Source organism: Streptomyces sp. NPDC016309 (genome assembly GCF_043077235.1).
Classification (GTDB): domain Bacteria; phylum Actinomycetota; class Actinomycetes; order Streptomycetales; family Streptomycetaceae; genus Streptomyces.
In genome coordinates this window covers 685,155-709,664 of sequence record NZ_JBIBSG010000001.1, presented here as the reverse complement: position 1 = coordinate 709,664, position 24,510 = coordinate 685,155, and the positions used below count along the sequence as shown (strand labels likewise).

The 24,510-nt window shown below is 73.5% G+C and carries 24 protein-coding genes, 1 pseudogene and 1 riboswitch; of the genes and pseudogenes, 14 read left to right on the top strand and 11 right to left on the bottom strand.

The annotated features are described in order from the left end of the window. Positions 1 to 27: 27 nt before the first annotated feature. Positions 28 to 1,464: a PLP-dependent aminotransferase family protein gene (locus ACF068_RS03235; RefSeq protein ID WP_392272422.1), complete on the top strand. Its 1,437-nt coding sequence runs from the start codon at positions 28 to 30 to the stop codon at positions 1,462 to 1,464. Between the two features lie 89 nt (positions 1,465 to 1,553). Here ACF068_RS03235 and rocD read toward each other — a convergent pair whose 3' ends face one another. Beyond that, the gene (gene rocD, locus ACF068_RS03230; protein WP_392272421.1) at positions 1,554 to 2,756 is read right to left on the bottom strand and encodes an ornithine--oxo-acid transaminase; all 1,203 of its coding nucleotides are present in this window, start codon (positions 2,754 to 2,756) and stop codon (positions 1,554 to 1,556) included. Between the two features lie 107 nt (positions 2,757 to 2,863). Continuing rightward, positions 2,864 to 2,955: riboswitch (ZMP/ZTP riboswitch) on the top strand. 36 nt (positions 2,956 to 2,991) lie between these two features. Here rocD and glyA point away from each other — a divergent pair. From glyA to ACF068_RS03215, 3 genes are all read left to right on the top strand, one after another. Beyond that, complete coding sequence (glyA, locus tag ACF068_RS03225) at positions 2,992 to 4,269, top strand: serine hydroxymethyltransferase (RefSeq protein WP_392272420.1); 1,278 nt, start codon at positions 2,992 to 2,994, stop codon at positions 4,267 to 4,269. Positions 4,270 to 4,432: 163 nt separating this feature from the next. Further along, positions 4,433 to 5,446, top strand: coding sequence for a tryptophan--tRNA ligase (trpS, locus tag ACF068_RS03220; RefSeq protein ID WP_392272419.1), 1,014 nt, complete (start codon positions 4,433 to 4,435; stop codon positions 5,444 to 5,446). A 124-nt stretch (positions 5,447 to 5,570) separates the two neighbouring features. Further along, positions 5,571 to 6,161: a 2'-5' RNA ligase family protein gene (locus ACF068_RS03215; protein ID WP_392272418.1), complete on the top strand. Its 591-nt coding sequence runs from the start codon at positions 5,571 to 5,573 to the stop codon at positions 6,159 to 6,161. Positions 6,162 to 6,248: 87 nt separating this feature from the next. Here ACF068_RS03215 and ACF068_RS03210 read toward each other — a convergent pair whose 3' ends face one another. After that, positions 6,249 to 7,010 (bottom strand): decaprenylphospho-beta-D-erythro-pentofuranosid-2-ulose 2-reductase, encoded by a 762-nt coding sequence (locus tag ACF068_RS03210; protein ID WP_392272417.1) that lies wholly within the window; start codon positions 7,008 to 7,010, stop codon positions 6,249 to 6,251. A 15-nt stretch (positions 7,011 to 7,025) separates the two neighbouring features. Then, entirely contained in the window at positions 7,026 to 8,420 is a 1,395-nt protein-coding gene (locus ACF068_RS03205; protein WP_392272687.1) for an FAD-binding protein, read from the bottom strand. Between the two features lie 187 nt (positions 8,421 to 8,607). Between ACF068_RS03205 and ACF068_RS03200 the strand changes: the two genes are divergently transcribed. The 4 genes and pseudogenes from ACF068_RS03200 (at position 8,608) to ACF068_RS03185 (ending at position 11,466) form a co-directional block, all read left to right on the top strand. Then, a complete protein-coding gene (locus tag ACF068_RS03200) occupies positions 8,608 to 9,264 on the top strand; it encodes a phosphatase PAP2 family protein (protein ID WP_392272416.1) in 657 nt (218 codons plus the stop codon). Further along, entirely contained in the window at positions 9,215 to 10,171 is a 957-nt protein-coding gene (locus ACF068_RS03195) for a decaprenyl-phosphate phosphoribosyltransferase (RefSeq protein ID WP_392272415.1), read from the top strand. Before ACF068_RS03200 ends, ACF068_RS03195 begins: the two co-directional genes overlap by 50 nt. Beyond that, positions 10,132 to 10,576, top strand: a pseudogene (locus ACF068_RS03190) (GtrA family protein). Before ACF068_RS03195 ends, ACF068_RS03190 begins: the two are co-directional and overlap by 40 nt. Further along, a complete protein-coding gene (locus tag ACF068_RS03185; RefSeq protein ID WP_392272414.1) occupies positions 10,564 to 11,466 on the top strand; it encodes a YihY/virulence factor BrkB family protein in 903 nt (300 codons plus the stop codon). Before ACF068_RS03190 ends, ACF068_RS03185 begins: the two are co-directional and overlap by 13 nt. On the opposite strand, the gene ACF068_RS03180 is transcribed toward ACF068_RS03185, so the two are convergent. After that, positions 11,399 to 12,679, bottom strand: a complete 1,281-nt coding sequence (locus ACF068_RS03180; RefSeq protein ID WP_392272413.1) for a D-alanyl-D-alanine carboxypeptidase family protein — start codon at positions 12,677 to 12,679, stop codon at positions 11,399 to 11,401. The genes ACF068_RS03185 and ACF068_RS03180 overlap by 68 nt on opposite strands. An 85-nt stretch (positions 12,680 to 12,764) precedes the next feature. Here ACF068_RS03180 and ACF068_RS03175 point away from each other — a divergent pair, with 85 nt between their 5' ends. Continuing rightward, positions 12,765 to 13,016: an SCO4848 family membrane protein gene (locus ACF068_RS03175; protein WP_392272412.1), complete on the top strand. Its 252-nt coding sequence runs from the start codon at positions 12,765 to 12,767 to the stop codon at positions 13,014 to 13,016. Between the two features lie 14 nt (positions 13,017 to 13,030). Further along, positions 13,031 to 14,302: a metallophosphoesterase gene (locus tag ACF068_RS03170; protein ID WP_392272411.1), complete on the top strand. Its 1,272-nt coding sequence runs from the start codon at positions 13,031 to 13,033 to the stop codon at positions 14,300 to 14,302. Positions 14,303 to 14,574: 272 nt separating this feature from the next. On the opposite strand, the gene ACF068_RS03165 is transcribed toward ACF068_RS03170, so the two are convergent. The 7 genes from ACF068_RS03165 to ACF068_RS03135 all read right to left on the bottom strand — a co-directional run bounded on the left by ACF068_RS03165 (position 14,575) and on the right by ACF068_RS03135 (position 20,312). Further along, positions 14,575 to 14,766: a ferredoxin gene (locus ACF068_RS03165; protein ID WP_392272410.1), complete on the bottom strand. Its 192-nt coding sequence runs from the start codon at positions 14,764 to 14,766 to the stop codon at positions 14,575 to 14,577. 11 nt (positions 14,767 to 14,777) lie between these two features. Beyond that, positions 14,778 to 15,968, bottom strand: a complete 1,191-nt coding sequence (locus ACF068_RS03160) for a cytochrome P450 (protein WP_392272409.1) — start codon at positions 15,966 to 15,968, stop codon at positions 14,778 to 14,780. 163 nt (positions 15,969 to 16,131) lie between these two features. Next, complete coding sequence (locus tag ACF068_RS03155; protein WP_392272408.1) at positions 16,132 to 16,890, bottom strand: succinate dehydrogenase iron-sulfur subunit; 759 nt, start codon at positions 16,888 to 16,890, stop codon at positions 16,132 to 16,134. Next, positions 16,890 to 18,644, bottom strand: a complete 1,755-nt coding sequence (gene sdhA / locus ACF068_RS03150) for a succinate dehydrogenase flavoprotein subunit (protein WP_392272407.1) — start codon at positions 18,642 to 18,644, stop codon at positions 16,890 to 16,892. The genes ACF068_RS03155 and sdhA overlap by 1 nt, the downstream gene beginning before the upstream one ends. Positions 18,645 to 18,666: 22 nt before the next feature. After that, a complete protein-coding gene (locus tag ACF068_RS03145; protein WP_392272406.1) occupies positions 18,667 to 19,146 on the bottom strand; it encodes a succinate dehydrogenase hydrophobic membrane anchor subunit in 480 nt (159 codons plus the stop codon). Between the two features lie 8 nt (positions 19,147 to 19,154). Next, positions 19,155 to 19,535, bottom strand: coding sequence for a succinate dehydrogenase, cytochrome b556 subunit (gene sdhC, locus ACF068_RS03140; RefSeq protein ID WP_005313117.1), 381 nt, complete (start codon positions 19,533 to 19,535; stop codon positions 19,155 to 19,157). A gap of 135 nt (positions 19,536 to 19,670) precedes the next feature. Then, on the bottom strand, positions 19,671 to 20,312 hold the full coding sequence (locus tag ACF068_RS03135) for a 2-oxo-4-hydroxy-4-carboxy-5-ureidoimidazoline decarboxylase (RefSeq protein ID WP_392272405.1): 642 nt from the start codon (positions 20,310 to 20,312) through the stop codon (positions 19,671 to 19,673). Between the two features lie 144 nt (positions 20,313 to 20,456). Between ACF068_RS03135 and ACF068_RS03130 the strand changes: the two genes are divergently transcribed. The 4 genes from ACF068_RS03130 (at position 20,457) to ACF068_RS03115 (ending at position 24,347) form a co-directional block, all read left to right on the top strand. Continuing rightward, the gene (locus ACF068_RS03130; RefSeq protein ID WP_392272404.1) at positions 20,457 to 22,100 is read left to right on the top strand and encodes a glycoside hydrolase family 20 protein; all 1,644 of its coding nucleotides are present in this window, start codon (positions 20,457 to 20,459) and stop codon (positions 22,098 to 22,100) included. A gap of 208 nt (positions 22,101 to 22,308) precedes the next feature. Then, on the top strand, positions 22,309 to 23,037 hold the full coding sequence (locus tag ACF068_RS03125; protein WP_392272403.1) for a DUF4328 domain-containing protein: 729 nt from the start codon (positions 22,309 to 22,311) through the stop codon (positions 23,035 to 23,037). A 58-nt stretch (positions 23,038 to 23,095) separates the two neighbouring features. Beyond that, positions 23,096 to 23,602 carry a hypothetical protein gene (locus ACF068_RS03120; RefSeq protein ID WP_392272402.1) on the top strand — a complete coding sequence of 169 codons (507 nt, stop codon included), beginning with the start codon at positions 23,096 to 23,098 and terminating at the stop codon, positions 23,600 to 23,602. A gap of 64 nt (positions 23,603 to 23,666) precedes the next feature. After that, positions 23,667 to 24,347 carry an SMI1/KNR4 family protein gene (locus ACF068_RS03115; protein ID WP_392272401.1) on the top strand — a complete coding sequence of 227 codons (681 nt, stop codon included), beginning with the start codon at positions 23,667 to 23,669 and terminating at the stop codon, positions 24,345 to 24,347. Positions 24,348 to 24,510 lie beyond the last annotated feature (163 nt).

The following is a 24,510-nucleotide window of genomic DNA, read 5'->3' as shown; positions in this document are numbered from 1 at the left end:
TGTGGCGCACCGGTATGGTCCACTTCCATGACGGATTCCTGGGCCACTTTCGGTGCCGACCTGCACCTGGAGCTACGGGGCCGCGGACTGCGCTCCGGTCTGATGGAGGCCCTGCGGGAGGCCGTCCGCAGCGGGCGGCTCGCGCCCGGGAGCCGGCTGCCGTCCTCCCGGTCGCTCGCCGCCGACCTGGGCGTGGCCCGCAACACGGTCGCCGACGCCTACGCCGAACTCGTCGCCGAGGGCTGGCTCACCGCCCGGCAGGGCTCCGGCACCCGGGTCGCCGACCGTGCCGCCCCCCGTCCCGGCCGGGCCGCGCCGGCCCGCACCCCCACCCGGGGCGGCGCGCCGTCCGCCCCGCCGCCGCCCCGCCGCCCGTCCACCCGCCGCCCGGCCGCGCACACCCTGCACCCGGGCACCCCGGACCTGGGGTCCTTCCCCCGGGGCGAGTGGCTCAAGGCGGCCCGCCGCGCGCTGGCGTCCGCCCCGAACGAGGCGCTCGGCTACGGCGGGGCGCACGGCCGGATCGAACTGCGCACCGCCCTCGCCGACTACCTGGCACGGGCCCGGGGCGTCCACGCCGACCCGGACCGCATCGTCGTCTGCTCCGGCTTCGTCCACGGGCTGCGGCTGATGGCCCGGGTGCTGCGCGCGCGGAAGGTGCGGGAGGTCGCCGTCGAGTCGTACGGGCTCGACATCCACTGGAACCTGCTCGCCGCGGCCGGACTGGCCACCCCCGCGCTGCCGTACGACGAACACGGCACCCGCACCGGCGAGCTGGACCGCCAGGGCGCCCTGCTGATCACGGCCGCCCACCAGTTCCCGCTCGGCGGCGCGCTGCCACCTGACCGGCGCGCCGCCGCCGTGGACTGGGCCCGCCGCACGGGCGGGCTGATCCTGGAGGACGACTACGACGGCGAGTTCCGCTACGACCGCCAGCCGGTCGGCGCCCTCCAGGGCCTGGACCCCGAGCGGGTGGTCCACCTCGGTACGGCGAGCAAGTCCCTGACGCCCGGGCTGCGGCTGGGCTGGATGGTGCTCCCGGAGGCGCTGGTGGGGGACGTGCTGGCGGCGAAGGGGCACGCCGACTGGGTGTCCAGCGCCCTGGACCAGCTCACGCTGGCGGAGTTCATCCGCTCGGGCGCCTACGACCGGCACGTGCGCGGCATGCGGCTGCGCTACCGCCGGCGGCGCGACCAGCTCGTGGCCGCGCTCGCCGAGCGGGCGCCGGACATCCGGGTGAGCGGCATCGCGGCCGGGCTGCACGCCGTGCTGGAACTCCCGCACGGCACCGAGCGGTCCGTCGTCCAGGCGGCCGCCTGGCAGGGCCTGGCCGTCCAGGGCCTGGACCGCTTCCGCCACCCGGACGTGCCGCCCGGCCGCGACGCGCTGGTGGTGGGCTACGCCACCCCGACGGACAGCGCCTGGTCCGGCGCCCTGGACGCGCTGTGCCGGGCGCTGCCCTGACCCGCCGCGCCGCCGGGCCTACCGGCTCCCCCCGCCGGGCCTACCGGCCGCCCCGCCGGGCCCGGCCGCCGCCCCGCCGGGGGCCGCCGTCACCGCAGGACCTGGCGCAACTGCTCCAGCGCGAAGTCCAGGTCCTCCTTGCCGATCACCAGCGGCGGGGCGATCCGGATCGTCGAGCCGTGGGTGTCCTTCACCAGGACCCCGCGGTCCATCAGCTTCTCCGAGATCTCCCGGCCCGTGCCCAGGGCCGGCACGACGTCCACGCCCGCCCACAGGCCGCGCCCGCGCACCGCCTCCACGGCGCCGCCGCCCACCATGAGCCCCAGCTCGTGGTGGAGGTGGTCGCCCAGCTCGGCCGCCCGCTGCTGGTACTCGCCGGTGCGCAGCATCGCCAGCACCTCCAGGGCCACCGCGCAGGCCAGCGGGTTCCCGCCGAACGTCGACCCGTGCTCGCCCGGCCGGTGCACCCCCAGGACCGCCGCGCTCGACACGACCGCCGACACCGGCACCACGCCGCCGCCCAGGGCCTTGCCCAGCACGTACATGTCCGGGACCACGCCCTCGTGTTCGCACGCGAACGTCCGGCCCGTGCGGCCGAGGCCCGACTGGATCTCGTCCGCGATGAACAGCACGTTCCGCTGCCGGGTCAGCTCCCGGACCGCCGGCAGGTACCCGGCCGGCGGCACCAGCACGCCCGCCTCGCCCTGGATGGGCTCCAGCAGCACGGCCACGGTGTTGTCCGTCATCGCCAGGTCCAGCGCCGCCAGGTCCCCGTACGGCACGATCTCGAACCCCGGCGTGTAGGGCCCGTAGTCCGCCCGCGCCTCGGGGTCGGTGGAGAAGCTGACGATCGTGGTCGTCCGGCCGTGGAAGTTGTCCGCCGCGACGATGATCTTCGCCATGCCGTCCGGCACGCCCTTGGCCCGGTACCCCCACTTGCGGGCGGTCTTCACGGCGGTCTCCACCGCCTCCGCCCCGGTGTTCATCGGCAGCACCATCTCCATGCCGCAGAACTCGGCGAGCTGCTCGCAGAAGTCGGCGAACCGGTCGTGGTGGAACGCCCTCGACGTCAGCGTCACCCGCTCCAGTTGCGCCTTGGCGGCCTCGATCAGCCGGCGGTTGCCGTGGCCGAAGTTGAGCGCCGAGTAGCCCGCCAGCATGTCGAGGTAGCGGCGCCCCTCGACATCGGTCATCCAGGCCCCCTCCGCCGTGGAGACGACGACGGGCAACGGGTGGTAGTTGTGCGCGCTGTGCGCCTCCGCGGAAGCGATCGCCTCTTGTGTTCTCGACACGGGGTCTCCGTTCGTCCTGCGGCGTGGGGCGGTGGTGGCGCCCCCTTCTATCGTCGCTCGCCATACGGACGGGGAAACCTCGCGGCGAGACACCCCTTAAGGTGACCGGTACGCACGGCGACTGGCGTACGGGGAAGCGACCCCGGGGGAGCCGTGCGCGGCAGACCACACGAGGGTGCCGCCCGCCTGGGCACCCCACGACCTCGTCCGTGCTGCCGGCCCCCTGGAGGACGCCATGACCAGCCTTCCCCTTCCCGCGCACCATCCCGCCCTCGCCGCGGGCGACCCCGAGATCGCCGCGCTCGTCGGCGCGGAGGAGCGGCTCCAGTCCGAGACGCTGCGGCTGATCCCCAGCGAGAACTACGTCTCGCAGGCCGTCCTGGAGGCCTCCGGGACCGTCCTCCAGAACAAGTACAGCGAGGGCTACCCGGGCCGGCGCTACTACGAGGGCCAGCAGAACATCGACCAGGTCGAGGTGCTCGCCGTCGGCCGCGCCAAGGCCCTGTTCGGCGTCGACCACGCCAACGTCCAGCCCTACTCCGGCTCCCCGGCCAACCTCGCCGTCCACCTCGCCTTCGCCGAGCCCGGCGACACCGTGATGGGCATGGCCCTGCCGATGGGCGGTCACCTCACCCACGGCTGGGGCGTCTCGGTGACCGGCTCCTGGTTCCGCGGCGTCCAGTACGGCGTGCGCCGGGACACCGGGCTGATCGACTTCGACGAGGTGCGGGAGCTGGCCCTCAAGGAGCGGCCCAGGATCATCTTCTGCGGCGGCACCGCGCTGCCCCGCACCATCGACTTCGCCGCCTTCGCGGAGATCGCCCGCGAGGCGGGCGCCGTCCTGGTCGCCGACATCGCCCACATCGCCGGCCTGATCGCGGGCGGCGCCCACCCCTCGCCGGTGCCGCACGCCGACGTCATCTCCACCACCACCCACAAGACGCTGCGCGGCCCGCGCGGCGCGATGCTCATGTGCCGCGAGGAGCACGCCAGGGCCATCGACAAGGCGGTCTTCCCCGGCCTCCAGGGCGGCCCCCACAACCAGACCACCGCCGCCATCGCGGTCGCCCTCCGCGAGGCGTCCCAGCCGTCCTTCCGCAACTACGCGCAGCAGGTCGTCGCCAACGCCAAGGCCCTCGCCGTCGAGCTCATCGCCCGTGGCTTCGACCTGGTCTCCGGCGGTACGGACAACCACCTGGTCCTGATGGACCTCACGTCCAAGGACGTGCCCGGCAAGGTCGCCGCGAAGGCCCTGGACCGGGCCGGCATCGTCGTGAACTACAACACCGTCCCCTACGACACCCGCAAGCCCTTCGACCCCTCCGGCATCCGCATCGGCACCCCGTCCCTCACCTCCCGCGGGCTCGGCACCGGGGACATGGCGGCGGTCGCCGGCTGGATCGACCGGGGCGTCACGGCCGCCCGTACCGGCGACGAGGCCGCCCTGGCCGCGGTCCGGGCCGAGGTCGCCGAGCTGATGGCTGCCCACCCGGCCCCCGGCATCCCCGTCTGACGGCCCGGCCGGGGCCCGGCCCCGCACCGGGCCCCGACGGGCGCCCCGCCGCCCGTCCCGTCCCGGCCCGTCGGCGCCGGGGCGGGCCGCCGGGGGACCTGTGTCGCTCGTCTCATCCGGCGGCGTTCCCGACCTGTCGGCGGCAACTGAGAGAATGAGGGACATGGCCTCTGATCGTCCTCGCGTGCTCTCCGGGATCCAGCCCACCGCCGGCTCGTTCCACCTCGGCAATTACCTCGGCGCGGTCCGCCAGTGGGTGGCGCTCCAGGAGACCCACGACGCCTTCTACATGGTCGTCGACCTGCACGCGATCACCGTCCCGCAGGACCCGGCGGAGCTGCGGGCCAACACCCGGCTCGCCGCCGCCCAGCTCCTCGCCGCGGGCCTCGACCCGGAGCGCTGCACGCTCTTCGTCCAGAGCCACGTCCCCGAGCACGCCCAGCTCGGCTGGGTCATGAACTGCCTCACCGGCTTCGGCGAGGCCTCCCGCATGACCCAGTTCAAGGACAAGTCCGCCAAGCAGGGCGCCGACCGGGCCACGGTCGGCCTGTTCACCTACCCGATCCTCCAGGTCGCGGACATCCTGCTCTACCAGGCCGAGCACGTGCCGGTGGGCGAGGACCAGCGCCAGCACATCGAGCTGACCCGCGACCTCGCCGAGCGTTTCAACGCCCGTTTCGGTGAGACGTTCACCGTCCCCGCTCCGTACATCCTGAAGGAGACGGCGAAGATCTACGACCTCCAGGACCCGGCGGTCAAGATGAGCAAGTCGGCCTCCACCCCGAAGGGCCTGATCAACCTCCTGGACGAGCCGAAGGCGACCGCGAAGAAGGTGAAGAGCGCGGTGACCGACACCGACACCGTGATCCGCTTCGACCCCGTCGACAAGCCGGGCGTCAGCAACCTGCTGACGATCATGTCCACCCTCACCGGCACCCCCGTCCCCGACCTGGAGCGGAGCTACGAGGGCAAGCTGTACGGCGCGCTGAAGACCGACCTGGCGGAGATCATGGTCGACTTCGTCACCCCGTTCCGGACCCGCACCCAGGAATATCTGGACGACCCCGAGACGCTGGACTCGATCCTGGCCAAGGGCGCGGAGAAGGCCCGCGCGGTCGCCGGCGAGACGCTCGCCCAGACGTACGAGAAGGTGGGCTTCCTGCCGGCCAAGCACTGAGCCCCGCCCCGCGGGGTCCGGCGCACCGGTGCCGGAACCAACGACTCTGGCCACGCGACGGGTCCAGCCGCCACACTGGCGGCGGAAGACGACGACGACCGATTCGACACATGAGGAGAACGACGTGGGGACCGTAACGCTCGGCGTTTCGATCGCGGTCCCGGAGCCCTACGGCAGCCTGCTCCAGGAGCGGCGCGCGGGCTTCGGGGATCCCGCCGCGCACGGCATCCCCACGCACGTCACCCTGCTCCCGCCGACCCAGGTCGAGGCGGCCCGGCTGCCCGCGGTCCGGGCGCACCTCGCCGAGGTCGCGGCGGCCTCCCGGGCCTTCCCGATGCGGCTGTCGGGCACGGGCACCTTCCGGCCGCTGTCGCCGGTCGTCTTCGTCCAGGTGGTGGAGGGCGCGGCGGCCTGCTCCTGGCTCCAGCAGCGGGTCCGGGACACCTCCGGCCCGCTGGAGCGGGAGCTCCAGTTCCCGTACCACCCGCACGTCACCGTGGCGCACGGCATCTCCGAGCAGGCGATGGACCGGGCGTACGAGGAGCTGGCGGACTTCGAGGCGGCGTGGACCGTCGGCTCCTTCGCGCTGTACGAGCAGGGCGCGGACGGGGTGTGGCGCAAGCTGTCCGAGTACGACTTCGGCACCGGCCGCCCCGGGCCGTCGGTACCCGCCCAGGGCTCACCGGTCGACGAGCCGGCCACCACCCGGGGCTGACGCACCCGGCGCCGGTCCGGCCCGTCCGGAGCACGTCCGGACCCGGCCAGGCCCCGGTGCGGACCGGCCCGGGCTGCCCCCGCAGCGTCACATCGGCAGGCGCCGGAAGAGCGGGCGCGGCAGGTGCCGCACGGCCGCCATCACCGGCCGCAGCGCGCCCGGCACCCACACCGTCTCCGAGCGGCGCCGCAGCCCCAGCTCGATGGCGTGCGCCACCGCCTCCGGGGTCGTCGCCAGCGGCGCCTCCGGCATCCCGGCCGTCATCCTCGTCCGGACGAAGCCGGGCCGGACGATCATCACGTGTACACCCGTGCCGTGCAGCGCGTCACCCAGGCCCTGGGCGAAGGCGTCGAGCCCGGCCTTGCTGGAGCCGTAGATGAAATTGGCCCGCCGGGCCCGCTCCCCGGCCACCGACGACAGCACCACCAGCGAGCCGTGGCCCTGGGCCTGGAGGGCGCCGGCGCAGACCAGCCCCGCGCTGACGGCGCCGGTGTAGTTGGTCTGGGCGACGCGGACGGCGTCCAGCGGGGCGGCCTCGTCATGGGCCTGGTCCCCCAGGACGCCGAACGCGAGCAGCACCATGTCGATGTCGCCCTCGGCGAACACCTTGCCCAGGACCGCCTCGTGCGCGCCCGGGTCCAGGGCGTCGAACGGGACCGTGCGGACGGCGACACCGGTGCGGAGCTCCCGGAGGGAATCCGCCGCGGCGTCCAGGGCGGGGGAGGGCCGGCCGGCCAGCCAGACCGTGCGGGTCCGGCGCGCGATCAGACGGCGGGCGGTGGCCAGGGCGATCCCGGACGTACCGCCGAGGACGAGCAGGGACTGGGGGGCGCCGAAGGCGTCCTTCATGACGGGCGTACTCCTTCACAGGGACAGGCGGCGGGCGAGGTCGGAGGTGAACACCGAGTCCGGGTCGAGCTCGGCGCGCAGGGCGAGGAAGTCCGGCAGCCGGGGGTACATGGCCCGCAGCGCGTCGGGACGCAGCCGGGAGTCCTTGGCGAGGTAGACGCGTCCGCCCGCGCCCGCCACCTCCTCGTCCAGCTCGTCCAGGAACGAGCCGAGGCCGCTGAGCCGGGCCGGGATGTCGAGGGCCAGCGTCCAGCCCGGCACGGGGAAGGACAGCCAGCCGGGATCGCCCTCGCCGAACCGCTTCAGCACCGCCAGGAACGACGGGCAGCCCCGGCGCGCGATCCGGCGCACGATCCGGCGCAGGGTGTCCTCCCGCCCGTACCCGACGACGAACTGGTACTGCACGAAGCCGCCGCGCCCGTACACCCGGTTCCAGTGCGGGACGCCGTCCAGGGGGTGGAAGAAGGAGGACAGGCGCTGGAGTTCGCCGGTGCGGTGGCGGGGCGCCTTGCGGTACCAGAGCTCGTTGAACAGGCCCACCGCCGGGCGGCCGAGGAGCCGGTCGGGGACGAAGGCGGGCGCTGCCGGGAGCCGGCCGGGCCGGAAGGCCAGGGGGTCGCGCCGGGCGCGCCGGGGCAGGGCGTCATAGGGGGCGTGGTCGCCGCGGGTGAGGACGGCGCGGCCGGTGGCGGCGCCCCGGGCGAGCAGGTCGATCCAGGCGACGGAGTAGCGGTAGCCGTGGTCGTTGGCGGTGAGGCGGGCCATCAGGTCGTCGAGGTCGGTGGCCCGTTCGGTGTCGACCGACATCAGGGAGGTCTCCACGGGCAGCAGCCGGACCGTCGCGGAGAGGATCACCCCGGTCAGGCCCATGCCGCCGGTGGTCGCGTCGAACAGGTCGGTGCCGGGGAGGACGGTGCGGACCGTGCCGTCGGCGGTGAGGAGGTCGAAGGCCCGTACGTGGCGGGCGAACGAGCCGGAGACATGGTGGTTCTTGCCGTGGATGTCGGCACCGATCGCCCCGCCGACGGTGACGTACCGGGTGCCGGGGGTGACCGGCACGAACCAGCCGAGCGGCAGCAGCACCTGCATCAGGCGGTGCAGGCTGACCCCGGCGTCGCACACCACCACCCCGGCGTCCGCGTCGATGGAGCGGATACGGGCCAGGCCGGTCATGTCGAGCACGGCGCCGCCGGCGTTCTGCGCGGCGTCGCCGTAGGCGCGGCCGAGGCCGCGGGCGATGCCCCCGCGGGTACCGCAGGCGCGGACGGCGGCGGCGGCCTCCTCGTAGCTGCGGGGGCGCAGGACGCGGGCGACGGTGGGAGCGGTGCGGCCCCAGCCGGTCACCGGCTCGGCGGACTCGATGAACGGGCCGACGGGGGCGGGCGCGGGCGCGGGGATCGCGGACGGCATGGACGGCATGGAGGCGACCGTATCGCCGCACTTGGGTCATTTGAGGGGTTTGTCGGTTGCGTCGTCCAACTCGCCGAAATGGGTGATTAAACGAGTGTCATCAAAGATTGCCGCGTTCTCCGGTGCGCGGCACGCCAGAGTCGCCCGTGGTGCACCCGTCCAGGGACGACGAAAGGGGTGGCGGAGGATGCGATTCGCGGGCGCCCGGTGGGAGGGCGCCGATCACCGGCTGTTGGACGCGCTGCACGGCTGCGGCCACCGCCGGCCGGTCGTGGCGGCGGCCGCGCGGACCCTGTCGTACGCGGGGGAGCACGGTGCGCTCTGGCTCGTGACCGGGCTGGCCGGCGCGGCGGCCGACCGCGCGCGGCGCGGCCCCTGGCTGCGGGCCACGGCCCTGACGGCCACGGCCCACCTGACGAGCATGGCCCTCAAGCGGCTGGTGCGCCGTCCCCGGCCGCGCCCGGCCGCCGCCCGGGGCGGTGCCGCCCGGGCGGTGGTGGGGCGGCATTCGTTCCCGAGCTCCCACGCCACGTCGGCCGTCGCCGCGGCGGCCGTCTTCGGCGTGCTGCGCCCGGGCGCCCGGCGGGTGGGGGCGCCGGTGGCGGCGGCCATGTGCCTGTCCCGCCTGGTGGTGGGCGTGCACTATCCGACCGACGTGGCGGCCGGCGCCCTGCTGGGGGCGGTGACCGCGCGGCTCGGCGAGCGCTGGGTGCTGCGCGGGGCGGGGGTGCCCCGGGCGGGGGCGGGGCGCCCGGAGCCGGATCGCGCGGGCGCCCGCCGCCTCGGGACCGGTCATGAGGCGGATCGTTTCTGCATCCGCCCCCCGGGGCGCCGCCGTGGGTGAGCCGACCGTCGCGGCACGGCCCGCCGCCCGCCCGGTGCCCCCGGCCGCCGCGCTGCCGCTGGGCCTCGTACGGGCCGCCCGCCCCCGCCAGTGGGTCAAGAACCTCCTCGTGGTCGCCGCCCCCGCCGCCGCCGGCCAGCTGGTGTCCCGGCACACCGCCCTGCACCTGGGCCTCGTCTTCGTGCTGTTCACCGCCGCTGCCGCCGCCGTCTACCTCGTCAACGACGCCCGGGACGCCGAGGCCGACCGCGCCCACCCGGTCAAGTGCCGCCGCCCCGTGGCCGCCGGGGACGTCCCCGTGCCCGTGGCGTACGGCACCGGCGCCGTGCTGGCGCTCGGGGCGCTCACCGGCGCCGCCACCCTGTGCAACGCTCTGACGGCCGCGCTGCTGGCCGCGTACCTCGCCATGCAGCTCGCCTACTGCCTGCGCCTCAAGCACGTCCTGGTGGTCGACCTCGCCGTCGTCACCACCGGGTTCGTGATGCGCGCCATGATCGGCGGGGTCGCCCTCGGCATCCCGCTCTCGCGCTGGTTCCTCATCACCACCGGCTTCGGCGCCCTCTTCATGGTCGCCGCCAAGCGCTACTCCGAAGCCGTGCAGATGGCCGGGCGGGGTGGGGAGACCCGCCTCCTGCTCACCGAGTACACCACCGGCTACCTGCGGTTCGTCTGGCAGCTCGCCGCCGGCGTCGCCGTGCTCGGCTACTGCCTCTGGGCCCTGGAACACAGCGGCACCTGGCGCCAGCTCTCCACCATCGCCTTCATTCTCGCCGTCCTCCGCTACGCCGTCTTCGCCGACCGGGGCACCGCCGGAGCACCCGAGGACGTCGTGCTGCGCGACCGCCCCCTCGCCGTCATCGGCCTGGTGTGGCTGGCGATGTACGGGATGGCGGTCGCGGCCCCGTGAGGCGAGAGGCCACCGGGTTCCTGCTCGCCGGCGGGGTGGCGTACGCCGCCGACCTGGCGCTGTTCCTGCTCCTCCGGCCGCACCTCGACCCGCTGCCCGCCAAAGGCCTCGCCTTCCTCGCCGGCTGCACGGTCGCCTACCTGGGCAACGCCCTCGGCACCTACCGCCGCCGCGCGCTCCACCTCCGCCGGTACGCGGCGTTCTTCGCCGTCAACCTCGCGGGCGCCGCCGTGCAGCTCGCGTGCCTCGGCGCCTCGCACTACGGGCTCGGACTCACCTCCCCGCTCGCCGACACCGTCTCCGGCCTCGGCGTCGGCATGGTCCTCGCCACCTGCGTGCGCTTCTGGGGGACCCGCACACTGGTCTTCGGGGCGAAGGGGTAGGGGCACGCCATGGACTGGCTGACCAAGCTCCCCGTCATCGGCCCCTGGGCCGCCCGGCTGACGCGCACCCACGCCTGGCGCTCGTACGAGACGCTCGACCGCGCCCACTGGACCCGCCTGGCCGCCGCCATCACCTTCACCAGCTTCCTCGCGCTGTTCCCGCTGATCACCGTCGCCGCCGCCGTCGGCGCCGCGCTGCTCGGCGACCAGCAGCTCCGTGACCTGGAGGAGAAGATCGCCGAGCAGGTCCCCGGGATCTCCGACCAGCTCGACCTCGACGCGCTCGTCGCCAACGCCGGCACCGTCGGGCTGGTCGCGGGCGCCCTGCTGCTGTTCACCGGCATCGGCTGGGTGGGCTCCATGCGCGACTGCCTGCGCGCCGTGTGGGGGACCGACGACTGCGACGAGGGCAACCCCGTGGTGCGCAAGGGCAAGGACGCCGTGATCCTGGCCGGCCTCGGCGCGACCGGCCTGGCGTCCTTCGCGGCGTCCGGCCTCGGCTCCACCGCCGTCGGCTGGACCGCCGAACGGCTCGGGATCTCCGGCAGCGGCGCCGGCGGGGTGCTCCTCCAGGCCGCCGCCGTGGCGGCCGCCGTCGTCGCCGACTTCCTGATCCTGCTGTACGTCCTGACGCTGCTGCCCGGCGTCCAGCCGCCGCGCCGCCGCCTGGTGGTCGCCGGGCTGATCGGCGCCGTCGGCTTCGAGGCGCTCAAGCTGCTGCTCGGCGGCTACATGAAGGGCGTGGCGGCGAAGTCGATGTACGGGGCGTTCGGGGTGCCGGTGGCGCTCCTGCTGTGGATCAACTTCACCGCCAAGCTGCTGCTGTACTGCGCCGCCTGGACCGCTACTCGCTCCCGGACCCGGACTGACGACGACGCCGTACCAGATCGGGCAGCGGCCAGCGTCGGTTGACCACGAACCAGCCGCCCGCCAGCAGCACCAGCACCCCGCCGGCCACCGCCAGCGCCGTCCCCGCGCCGTTCGAGCCGCCGGCCGCCGCGACGGTCGCCCGCCCGGAACCGTCACCGGCCGCCTGGTCGCCGCCGCCCGGCCCGGTCTGCGCCATGCCGCCGCCGTCCGTACCCTCCCCGGTCCCCGCCGACGTCGGCGGCACCAGCTCGCCCACCGGCTTCACCTTCCCGGCCGCCGTGAAGCCCCAGTCCAGCAGCCGGGCCGCCTCCTTGTAGACCGCGTGGCTCTCCTTCGCCGACGGGTTCATCACGGTGACCAGCAGCACCTTGCCGCCCCGCTCGGCGACCCCGGTGAAGGTGGCGCCCGCGTGCGTCGTGCTGCCGTTCTTCACCCCGGCGATGCCCTGGTAGGCGGGGATGCCGAAGTCACCGGTCAGGAGCCGGTTGGTGTTCTGGATCTCGAACGTGGAGCGCTTCTTGTTACCGGGCTTGACCTCCCCCGGGAACTGCGCGCGGGGCGTCGAGCAGTACTCCCGGAAGTCCTTGTTCTGCATGCCGCTGCGGGCGATGAGCGTGAGGTCGTACGCGGACGACACCTGGCCCGCGGCGTCGTACCCGTCCGGCGAGACCACATGCGTGTCGAGCGCCTGGAGCTCGGCGGCCCGGTCGTTCATGTCCTTCACCGTCTTGTCGACGCCGCCGTTCATGGCCGACAGCACGTGCACGGCGTCGTTGCCGGAGCGGAGGAAGACCCCCAGCCACAGGTCGTGGACCGTATAGGACTGCTTCTCCTTGACCCCGACGAGGCTGGACCCCGCGCCGACCTTCGCCAGGTCCTGCGGGGTGACCACGTGCGTTTTGGTGCGGGGGAGCTTGGGCAGCACCGTGTCCGCGAACAGCATCTTCAGGGTGGAGGCCGGGGGCAGCCGCCAGTGGGCGTTGTGCGAGGCCAGCACGTCACCGCTCTCCGCGTCCGCCACGATCCAGGAGCGGCCCGTCACCTCCTTGGGCAGCACGGGCACCCCCGGGGCCAGGTTCACCTGGGTGCCGGGCCTGCCGAGCTTCGTCCCGCCGACCGTCGACATCGCGGCGGGCGGCTTGGGCTGCTTGTCGCCCTCGTCGGCCGGCGGGGCGGCCAGGGCCGGAGCGGCGGCGAGGACGGGCAGCAGCGCGGCGGCGGCGACCACCGCGACGGTCTTCTTCAAAGCGGACACGGTCGAGAACGTACAGGGAGCGTCCGCGGAAGCCGGCACCACACCCCGCAGGAGGCCCCCGACCGGCGGCGGCGATACTGGCTCCATGAAGCTCAGCCGCTCCGCCTCCTGGTTCCTGCTCGCCTTCGGGGTGTGGAGCTGGTTCATCTGGATCACTTTCGTCAAGAATCTCTGGAACGACGGGAGCGGTCTCGCCTTCGACGACGCGGGCGACCCGACGGCCTACTTCTGGGTTCATCTGCTGCTCGCCCTCACGTCCTTTGTTCTGGGGACGGTCGTGGGCGTCATCGGGTTGCGTGGCGTCCGCGCCTCGCGCCGTGATCCGCGCGCCGAATAGGAGGTGGGGGGCCCGTGTTGCTCGTCCTGCTGGTGCTCGTCGGGGTCCTCGGCCTGCTGGCGGTGGTGCACTGGTACGTCTGGCGGCGCCTGGTGCGCGATGTGACCCTGCCGGGGAGCAGGGCGCGGCGACTGGGCACGATCGCCCTGGTCGTCCTGCCGCTGCTGTCGGTGGCCGCGCTGACGGCGGGCCGCGCGGGCGCGCCGTTCCCGCTCCAGCAGGCGGTGTCCTGGCCGGGCTTCCTGTGGCTGGCGCTGCTGCTGTACGTGGTGCTCGCGCTGGCGGTGGGTGAGGCCGTACGCCCCCTGCTGCACCGGGCCCTGGACCGCCGGGCGCCCGCCGCCCCGGACACGCCCGTCCCCGTCCCCGCCGCCACGGCCCCCGCACCGCCCGCGTCCGGTCCGGTGCCGCCCGCCGGCGACGCCCCCGCACCGCCCCCGGCCGCGCCCACGGCCCCGGCCGTCACCCGGCGGCTGCTCGTCTCGCGCGTGGTCGGCGGGGCCGCCGCCGCGGCGGCCGCCGGGACCGTCGGGTACGGGACGTACGGCGTCCTGCGGGGGCCGCGCGTCAAGCGGGTGACCGTGCCGCTGGCCAAGCTGCCCCGGGCGGCGCACGGGTACCGGATCGCGGTGGTGAGCGACGTCCACCTCGGGCCCGTCCTGGGCCGCGCCCACACTCAGCGCGTGGTCGACGCCGTCAACGCCACCCAGCCGGACCTGATCGCCGTCGTGGGCGACCTGGTCGACGGGGACGTCGAGGACCTCGGCCCGGCCGCCGAGCCGCTCGCCCGCCTCCGGGCCCGGGACGGCTCGTTCTTCGTGACCGGCAACCACGAGTACTTCTCCGGCGCCCAGCAGTGGGTGGACCACGTCCGCGAACTCGGGCTGCGCCCGCTGCGCAACGAGCGGGTCGAGAAGGCCGGGTTCGACCTCGCCGGGGTCAACGACGTCGCCGGGGAGAACTACGGCGACGGACCGGACTTCACCGCCGCCCTCGGCGACCGCGACCGGTCGCGCGCCGCCGTCCTGCTCGCCCACCAGCCCGTCGTCATCCACGACGCGGTGGAGCACGGGGTGGACCTCCAGCTCTCCGGCCACACCCACGGCGGCCAGCTCTGGCCCGGCAACTACCTCGCCGAGCTCGCCAACCCCACCGTCGCCGGGCTGGAACGGTACGGCGACACCCAGCTCTACGTGTCCCGGGGCGCGGGCGCCTGGGGTCCGCCCGTCCGGGTCGGCGCGCCGTCTGACATCACGGTCGTGGAACTGGCGTCGAAGCGGGCGTAGCCGCCGCGGCGGGCCCGGGCGCGGCGCCGCCCCGGCAGGAACTCCTCCAGTCCCGGCTCCCCGCCCTCCGGCGGGGAGCCGAAACCTTACGGACTTTCCTAGGTCGTGTCCGTAAAGTCTCGCCTGGCCCGCGGTGTCCTGCACGCGCGCTCGCGGCGTTGTCGTCGGTCGCCGATGCTCCGCATCGACTCTCTCCTCCGCCTTGCGATCGCACGCACCGGACACCGCGGCCCCCGCCCTCCGGGCGGACGCCGACACTTTCCGGACACTCCCTAGGGCGAGACCTTGATCGCGCCCACCGGGCACGCCCGGGCCGCCTCGCGGGCCAGGGGGCTGCCGGCGCCGTCCTCCCTGCCCGGCAGCAGTTCGCCGAAGCCGTCGTCGTCCTGGGTGAACACGCCGGGCGCGGTCAGGGCGCACTGCCCGGCACCGATGCAGAGGGCCCTGTCGATCAGAATGTCCATGCGTCCTGTCCTCACCATGTGACGGGGAGTTCGATCATCCCCTGGATCGTGTCCCCCGGCTTGAAGGGGATCTCCCCGGCCGGGGCCGCCAGCCGCAGTCCCGGCAGCCGGGCGAACAGCGTCCCCAGCGCGATCTCCATCTCGGCCCGCGCCAGGTTCTGCCCCAGGCACTGGTGGATGCCGAAGCCGAACGCCACGTGGTGGCGGGCCGACCGGTGCCAGTCCAGGGTGTCGGGGTCGTCGTACGCGGAGGTGTCCCGGTTGATGACGGACGTCGAGAAGACGACGCCCTCGTCCGCCCGGATGGTCACCCCCGCCACCTCGATGTCCTCCGTCGCCACCCGCAGCATCCCGTCCGCGATCGACAGGAACCGCAGCAGCTCCTCCACGGCGGCCGGCATCAGCGCCGGGTCCGCCCTCAGCTCGGCCAGCTGTTCCGGGTGCCGGAGCAGCGTGAACGTACCGAGCGAGATCATGTTGGCCGTGGTCTCGTGACCGGCGACGAGCAGGATCGTGGCCAGCTCCACCAGCAGTTGCTTGTCGAGGTGGCCGTGGGCGAGCTGCTGGGCGACGAGGTCGTCGAGGACACCGTTCCCGGGTTTGTCGCGTTTCCGCTCAACCAGGTCGCCGAGGTAGCCCTCCAGTTGGTCGCGGGCGTCCTCGGTGTCCGCCCCGGTGGGGCCGCGCAGCAGCCGGCGCGACTGCGACTCGAAGAACTCGTGGTCGGCGTAGGGCACCCCCAGCAGGTCGCAGATCACGATGGAGGGCACCGGCAGGGCGAAGGCCGACACCAGCTCGGCCGGCGGTCCCTGCGCCACCATGGCGTCGACCAGGTCGTCCACGGTCCGCTGGATGCGCGGACGTAGGGCGGCCGTGCGCTTGAGCGTGAAGCTGGGGATCAGCATCCGCCGCTGGAGGTTGTGCTCCGGGTCGTCCACCCCCAGCAGGGCCGCCCGGCGGCGGCTGCGCACGGCCGCGAAGCGTTCCGTGGGGATGGGGAAGGACTCGTGCGTCGAGTCGGTGGACAGCCGCTGGTCGGACAGCAGTGCCCGGGCGGCGGCGTGCCCGGTGACGACCCAGACCGAGCGGCCGTCGTAGAGCGTGATCCGGGACAACGGCCGCGCCTCGCGCAGCGGTGCGTAGGCGGTGGGCGGGTGGTAGGGACACGTGCGGTCCTGGGGGAACGCCACGGCTTCCGTCATGGGGGCCTCGCAAGCGAAGAGTCGGATGGCCGATCCCCACTACATGCCTCAGGCATCCATCCGGTCTACACCTAGTTCGGCCAAACCACCGGTACGGGCGACGGACAGCCCGAAGGGCCCGTCCCCCGGGGGGAACGGGCCCTTCGGCGGCGTGCCGGGAGGCTCAGAAGCGGCGCGTGATCAGCGCGCGCTTCACTTCCTGGATCGCCTTGGTGACCTCGATACCGCGCGGGCAGGCGTCCGTGCAGTTGAACGTGGTGCGGCAGCGCCACACCCCGTCCTTGTCGTTGAGGATCTCCAGCCGCTGCTCGCCGGCCTCGTCGCGCGAGTCGAAGATGAAGCGGTGGGCGTTGACGATCGCGGCCGGACCGAAGTACTGGCCGTCGTTCCAGAACACCGGGCAGGACGACGTGCACGCGGCGCACAGGATGCACTTGGTGGTGTCGTCGAACCGCTCGCGGTCCTCCGCGGACTGGAGCCGCTCACGCGTCGGCTCGTTGCCCTTGGTGACGAGGAAGGGCATCACGTCGCGGTACGCCTGGAAGAACGGCTCCATGTCCACGACCAGGTCCTTGAGGACCGTCAGGCCCTTTATGGCCTCGACCGTGATGGGCTTCTCCGGGTTGATGTCCTTGATCAGCGTCTTGCAGGCGAGCCTGTTCTTGCCGTTGATCCGCATCGCGTCGGAGCCGCAGATGCCGTGCGCGCAGGACCGCCGGAAGGTCAGCGAGCCGTCGACGTCCCACTTGATCTTGTGGAGACCGTCGAGCACACGCTCCTTCGGGTCGATCTCGATCTGGAAGTCCTGCCACTGCGCCTCGTCCGAGACCTCCGGGTTGAACCGGCGGATCCGGAAGGTGACCGTGATGTACGGGGAGGCGGCGGAGTCCGCCTCGACCTTGTCCAGTACAGGGGTAGCCATCAGTACTTACGCTCCATCGGCTGGTAGCGGGTCTGGACGACGGGCTTGTAGTCGAGACGCACGGTCTCGGAGCCGTCGGCGCCGACCTCGCGGTACGCCATGGTGTGGCGCATGAAGTTGACGTCGTCGCGGTTCGGGTAGTCCTCGCGGTAGTGACCGCCGCGGGACTCCTTGCGGGCGAGCGCCGAGACGGCCATGACCTCGGCCAGGTCGAGCAGGTTGCCCAGCTCGATGGCCTCCAGCAGGTCCGTGTTGAACCGCTTGCCCTTGTCCTGGATGGACACGTTCTTGTACCGCTCGCGCAGCTCGGCGATCTTCTCGACCGCCGTCTTGATCGTCTGCTCGGTGCGGAACACCATCACGTTGGCGTCCATCGTCTCCTGGAGCTCCTTGCGCAGCACCGAGACCCGCTCGTTGCCGGTGGAGTTGCGCAGGCGCTCGACCTGCTCCTTGACGAAGGAGGCCGGGTCCTCCGGCAGGTCGACGTAGTCGGCCTTGGCGGAGTACTCGGCGGCGGCGATGCCCGCGCGCTTGCCGAAGACGTTGATGTCGAGCAGCGAGTTGGTGCCCAGGCGGTTGGCGCCGTGCACCGACACGCACGCGACCTCGCCGGCCGCGTACAGACCCGGCACGACGGTGGTGTTGTCCGACAGGACCTCACCCTCGACGTTGGTCGGGATGCCGCCCATGGCGTAGTGCGCGGTGGGCTGGATCGGGATCGGGTCCGTGTAGGGCTCGATGCCGAGGTACGTCCGCGCGAACTCGGTGATGTCCGGGAGCTTGGCGTCGAGCTGCTCCGGCGGCAGGTGGGTCAGGTCCAGGTAGACGTGGTCGCCCTCGGGACCGCAGCCGCGGCCCTCGCGGATCTCCGTGTAGATGGAGCGCGACACGACGTCACGCGACGCCAGGTCCTTCATGACGGGCGCGTACTTCTCCATGAAGCGCTCGCCGTCCTTGTTGCGGAGGATGCCGCCCTCACCGCGGGCGCCCTCCGTCAGCAGGATGCCCATGCGCCAGATGCCCGTCGGGTGGAACTGGAAGAACTCCATGTCCTCCAGCGGCAGACCGCGCCGGTAGCAGGCGGCCTGGCCGTCACCGGTCAGGGTGTGCGCGTTGGAGGTCACCTTGAAGAACTTGCCGGTGCCGCCGGACGCGTAGATCACGGCCTTGGCCTGGAAGACGTGGATCTCGCCGGTGGCCAGCTCGTAGGCGACCACACCGGCGGACTTCTTGACGCCGTCGACCTCGGTGATGAGCTGGTCCAGGACGTAGAACTCGTTGAAGAACTCCACGCCCTCCTTGACGCAGTTCTGGTACAGCGTCTGGAGGATCATGTGACCGGTGCGGTCCGCGGCGTAGCAGGACCGGCGGACCGGGGCCTCGCCGTGGTTGCGGGAGTGGCCGCCGAAGCGGCGCTGGTCGATGGTGCCGTCCGGGGTCCGGTTGAACGGCAGGCCCATCTTCTCCAGGTCGAGGACGGCGTCGATGGCCTCCTTCGCCAGGATCTCGGCGGCGTCCTGGTCGACCAGGTAGTCACCGCCCTTGACCGTGTCGAAGGTGTGCCACTCCCAGTTGTCCTCCTCCACGTTCGCCAGCGCGGCGGCCATGCCGCCCTGCGCGGCGCCCGTGTGGGAGCGGGTGGGGTAGAGCTTCGTCAGCACGGCGGTACGGCTGCGCTTCGTCGCCTCGATGGCGGCGCGCATGCCCGCGCCACCGGCGCCGACGATGACGGTGTCGTACTTGTGGATCTTCATGCGGATTTCCTCAGCCCCGTGCCTAGCGGATGTTCGGGTCGAAGGTGAAGATCACCAGCGTGCCCAGAAGGATGGTGAACACCGTGGCGGTGTACAGCAGGCCCTTGAGCCACAGGCGCGTGTTCGGGCGCTCGGCGTAGTCGTTGATCACGGTACGCAGGCCGTTGGCGCCGTGCAGCATCGCCAGCCACAGCATCAGCAGGTCCCAGACCTGCCAGAACGGGGACGCCCACCGGCCCGCCACGAAGGCGAAGCCGATCTTGGAGACGCCGCCGTCCAGCACGAGCTGGATGAGCAGGTGGCCGATGACGAGGACGACCAGCACGATGCCGGACAGGCGCATGAAGAGCCACGCGGCCATCTCGAAGTTGCCGCGGGTCGACTTCGGGGTCTTCCCCGTCCGCTTGCGGGGCGGCTCGATGTACGGAGCCGGGTTGTCGACGTCGTACAGGCTCGCGCCCTCGACCGGGCCGACGGCGGACTTGGTGAGGTCAGTGGACATCTCGGACATCAGCTCCCGAACACTTCGCGTACGGCGTGGCCGAGGACGGGGTAGAGAGCGCCCACCATCAGGACGAACCAGATGGCCATCACGGACCAGAGCATCTGCTTCTGGTAGCGCGGGCCCTTGGACCAGAAGTCCACGGCGATCACACGAAGGCCGTTGAGCGCGTGGAAGAGGATGGCGGCCACGAGGCCGTACTCCAGCAGCGCGACGATCGGCGTCTTGTAGGTGGCGACGACCTCGTCGTAGGCCTCGGGAGAGACGCGGACGAGAGCGGTGTCCAGCACGTGTACGAACAGGAAGAAGAAGATGAGGACGCCGGTGACTCGATGAGCCACCCACGACCACATGCCTTCCCGGCCGCGGTACAGCGTTCCAGCCGGCACGGAAAAACCCTCCGGGAGCGGGGATCAGGGTCGGCCGGCTTCGATGTCGGTCTGACCCGGCCGGGTACGGTCCACCGGCCCCGGTCATCGTAGCGACGACTTGTCGGATCCCTCGCGCGGGGTCCTCAGGTGTGATCAAACAGGCACGGACGGGCTACCCGGGGGGTCGGCCCGTCCGATCAGACGGGACAAACGGGCACGAGCCAGACGGCGCAGCTCGTCGGCGGCGATCGCGCGCTCCTTCTCCGGGGGGTGGCTCATCCGGGTGTGGATGGCCGACAGCGCATGGTTGAGCTGCTCCTCGGGCCGGTGGCCGTCCAGGCAGATCACGAACGCGTGGTGGAAGCGGCTCTCGTACTCCGTGTGCGCGGCCTCCCACGCGGTGAGCGCGGCCGAGGGGGTGCCGGGCGGCAGGCCCGCCGACGTCTCGTCGGCCAGCGCCTCGTCCAGATCGGCGCCGGCCAGGTCGTACCCCGCCTCGTCGGCGGCGGCGAGCAGGGCGTCCAGCGTCGGGTAGGGGCGGTGGGCGGCGATCGTCCGCGCCCAGTGGCGGCTGCCGCAGCAGGCCAGCAGCGCTGCCTCGGCGGCACCGGCGGGCGCCGCGTTGAACAGCGCCAGGCTCTCCGGGGCGTGGCCCCCGTGCCCCTGGGCAGGTATGGCCCGGGCGTGTCGCGGACGGGCCCCGGCCGTGCCGGCGGGAGCCGCGCCGGGCATCCCGGCCCTCGCCGGGAGGGCGGGCGGTCGCTTCGGGGCACCTGCGGTGGGATCGCCGGCCATCGTGGGCTCCTCGACAAGGGCAGCGGGAGATGTGCGGATGGTGTGAGGGAAGGGGCACAACATTACCCAGGGTGAGCGTGTGCCGTACGGGAGATGCGAGAAGTTCACTCGGAAGGGAGAGTTTCCGTACAGCCATGGACACCCATGGACGGAGGTAAGCGCGTGAACCGGCACTGCACAGGGGGACTCGTCGCGGCCGTGGCCCTCGCCCTCACGGTCGCGGGCTGCGGAGGGGACGCCGGCGGCGACCCGGGCACGGCGGCGCCCGGCACCGCCACCACCCCCGCGACCACGGCACCGACCCCCGAGGCATCGACCACGCCGTCGCCCACGCCATCACCCACACGGACGTATCCGGTCTCCACGTGGCCCCGCACCATCCCCTCCGTACGCGACCACGAACCCGCCCGCGGACCCGGCTGGCGCCCCGGCCGGGGCAGCGCGGTCGTCGTCGCCAAGGGCAGCGGCGCCCTCGCGGACGAGGCCGGGCTCCTCGCCGGCGAGCTGGGGACCGCCTACCGCGGCGAGGCGCCGGCCCGCCCGGGCGACATCGAGCTGGCCCTGAACACCGGGCAGGCCGGCGGCCCCGAGTCGTACACCCTCACCACCCGCGGCGGACGGGTCCGGATATCCGGCCCCGACGAGGCCGGCGTCTTCTACGGCACCCGCACCGTCAAACAGGCCCTCCGCTCCGGCGGGATTGTGCCGGAGGGCGTCGTCCGCGACCGGCCCGGCAAGCCGCAGCGCGGCCTGAACCTCGACATCGCCCGCAAGCACTTCAGCGCGGCCTGGATCGAGGACCGGCTGCGCGACATGGCCGACCTCAAGCTCAACCAGCTCGGCCTGCACTTCTCCGACGACCAGGCCTTCCGCATCCAGTCCGCCTCGCACCCCGAGGTCGTCTCCCGCGAGCACCTGACCAAGGCCGAGGTCCGCCGCATCCTGGCCCTCGCCGCCCGGCTGCACATCACCGTCGTCCCCGAGATCGACTCGCCCGGGCACCTCGGCGCCGTCCTGCGGGCGCACCCCGAGCTGCGGCTGCTCAACGTCCAGGGCACGCCCCGGCAGGGCGCCATCGACATCTCGCGGCCCGCGGCGGCACGGATCGTCGACGACCTGCTGCGGGAGTACGCCGCGCTGTTCCCCGGCCGGTGGTTCCACGTCGGCGCCGACGAGTACCAGGCGCTGACCGTGCGCGACCCGGCCGCCTCCTACCCGCAGCTCGCCCGGGCGGCCCGCGAGCGGTACGGGCCGGGCGCCGGCGTCGAGGACCTGGCGACCGGCTGGCTGAACGACCGCGCGGCCGTGGTGGGCGCGGCGGGCAAGAGGGCCAAGGCCTGGAACGACGGCTTCTTCGCCGGGGGCGTGGTGGACGCCGGCAAGGACATCGAAGTCGAGTACTGGACCGGCAAGGAGATCGGCGCGCGCGAACCCGTGCAGTACCTGCGCGAGGGCCGCCGGGTGGTGAACCTCAACGACGAGTACCTCTATTACGTGCTCGGCGAGCCGAACCAGTTCACGTACCCCACCGGCCGCCGCATCTACCAGGAGTGGACGCCGCTGGTGCTGCGCGGCTCCTCGGCGGTGCCCGCCCGGTACGCGGACCAGATCCTCGGCGGCCGGTTCGCCGTCTGGTGCGACCTGGCCGGCGCGCAGACCCCCGCCCAGGTGGCCGCCGGCATCCGGATGCCCCTGCGGGCGACGGCCCAGAAGCTCTGGGACCCGGCCAAGCCCCGGCTGACCTGGGACGACTTCCGCGCACTGGCGAACCGGCTGGGCGGCGGCTGAGGTACGGTGCGCGGGCGGCCGAGGCCGGCCGCGCACCTGACGCCCCGGGGGAGGGGCGTCCGTCGTCCGGGGGGGCAATCGGTCCATGTCGTGCGTGCACTGCGGAACCCATGCGGTTCCGACCGAGGAAGGCCGCTGCGGCGACTGCGCCGCGACGGCGCCCGGCGCGGCGCCCCGGCCGGCGCCGGCGGCCGGTTCCGTACCGCCGGTGAGCCCCGCGCCGGTGCCGGCCGGCGGCGGCGGTCCCCTCCTCCGGTCACCCGTGGGGCTCGGGCACGCCGTCGTCACCCTGCTGTGCGCCGTGATCGCCGCGGACCTGTTCGCGGTGTTCGCCGACCTCCGTCTGTACGGGTTCATGAGCGACGTGGCGGCGGGCGGGTGGGACGGCGCGGAGGTCCGGGCCGAGCGGGCCGACCTGCTGATGACCACGGCCGGACGGGCCCAGGTGCTGACGCTGGTCGCCACCGCCGTCGTCTTCGTCGTGTGGCTCCACCGGGTACGGGTGAACGCCGCCGTGCTCGCCCCCGGCATCCCGACCAGCGGCGCGGGCTGGGCGATCGGAGGCTGGTTCGTCCCGGTGGTCAACCTCTGGATGCCGCGCCGGATCGTCCGCGAGAGCTGGCGGGCGAGCGGGCGCGCCCCGTACGGCGTCCATGCGGATGAGGAGCCGGCCACCGTGGTGAACGTGTGGTGGGCGCTGTGGCTCCTGACGGTCTTCGTCGGGCGGGCGGCCGCGATGGCGTACGACAAGGCGGACTCGCCCGAGCGGCTCGTGGCCGCCGCGCGGCTGATGGTGGCCGCCGACTCCCTGAGCGTCGCGGCGGCCGTGTGCGCCGTCCTCGTCGTCCGCCGGCTGACGGCGATGCAGCACACCAAGGCGCTGGGCGTGCCCGTGCCCGTCGTCGCCCAACCGATGGGTTCCCGCCACACGGAGTGACGAATTCCGGCCAGGCGGCGCAGTAAGGGGAGTACCGCGTCCGCGACGGGAGACGTCCATGAGTCAGAGCGCGCAGGAACTGATCGCCCGGGCAGGCGAACGGGGGCTGGCCGCCGCCGCGCTCGCCTGCCTCGACCGCTGCCTCCCCCTGCTCGGCCCCGCGCCCGACGACCTGCTGCGCCCGCTGTGGTGCAGCGTGGCCGAGGGCGGGGCGGGCTGGACCGGCCGGCTGGAGGAGGTCCGCGCCGCGGTGGCCGCCGACGCAGGCGGGGACGCCGCCGCACCCGTACGCGCCATGCTGGCCGCCGCCCCGGCCGCCTGGGACGCGGCGGCGCTGCGCGTCTGGGCCGGCTCCTGCTCGGGCGCCGCGCTGGAGCTGCACCGGCGGCTCGGCGGCGGACCGCTGCTGGACGCCGAGGAACGGCGGCAGGTCCAGGTCCTGGAGCTCCTCGCGGACGCCCCGGCGGACGGCCGGCCCGTCGGCCTCCGCCCGGTGCTCGACGCCGCGGCCGAGGGCCGGCGGGTGCTGCGGGCCGTGGTCTCACGGCGCGAACGCGGCGCCTGACCGGGCGGACGCGGCGTGGCCGGCCGGATCCCGCTGTCACACCCGGCTGGTATCCATGGGCGCCATGAACACCGAACGGGCCGTACCGGCCGACCAGTCCCTACGCGCCGAGCAGTCCGTACGCGCCGAGCGGCCCCCGCACGCCGAGCGGCCCGATCCGGCCGACCTCGCCCTCCTCCGCGCGGCCTTCGGCGCGGGCGACGGCGGCGCGCCGGCCCTGGGATGGGCGGCCGTGCATGCCTTCGAGGCGGAGCACGGGGTCGTCCTGCCCGAGCCGTACCGCACGTGCGTCGCCGAGGTGGCCGACGGCTCGCCCGCCGGGCCGCCGGACTACGGGATGACCGCGCTCGCCGAACTGCCCGCCTGCTGGGGCGACGACCGGCCCGAGCGGGACCTCTCCCGGCCCTTCCCGCTGACCGAGGCCTGGTCCTGGGAGGACGACGAACGGCCCGAGGAGGAGATCGAGCCGCTCGTCGACCGGGTCTTCGACCACGGCTCACTCGTCCTCGGGACGGACGGGTGCGGCATGTACTGGCACCTCGTCATCACCGGACCCGGACGCGGGAGTGTCTGGCACATCAGCGGCGAGGGCGCGGTCCCCTTCGCCGCGCGGCCCGCCGCACAGCCCGCCACGGCGGAACCCGCCACGGCGGAGCCCCGTCACGCCCCCGGACCGGCCGGCGGGGGGTTCGCCGCGTGGGTGGCCCACTGGGCCGCGGGCAGACCGTGGTTCGACGGGGAATGACACCCGGAACGCGACAGCAGGGCAACCCTGTGGGGGAGTTGTGAGTCTCCTGAACGGTCACGCAGTGATCGGACCTACGAGGAGACCATCATCACCGCCATACGCAAGACCCTCACCGCCACCGCAGTCGTCGGCGCCGTCCTGGCGGGCTCGGCCGCCTGCG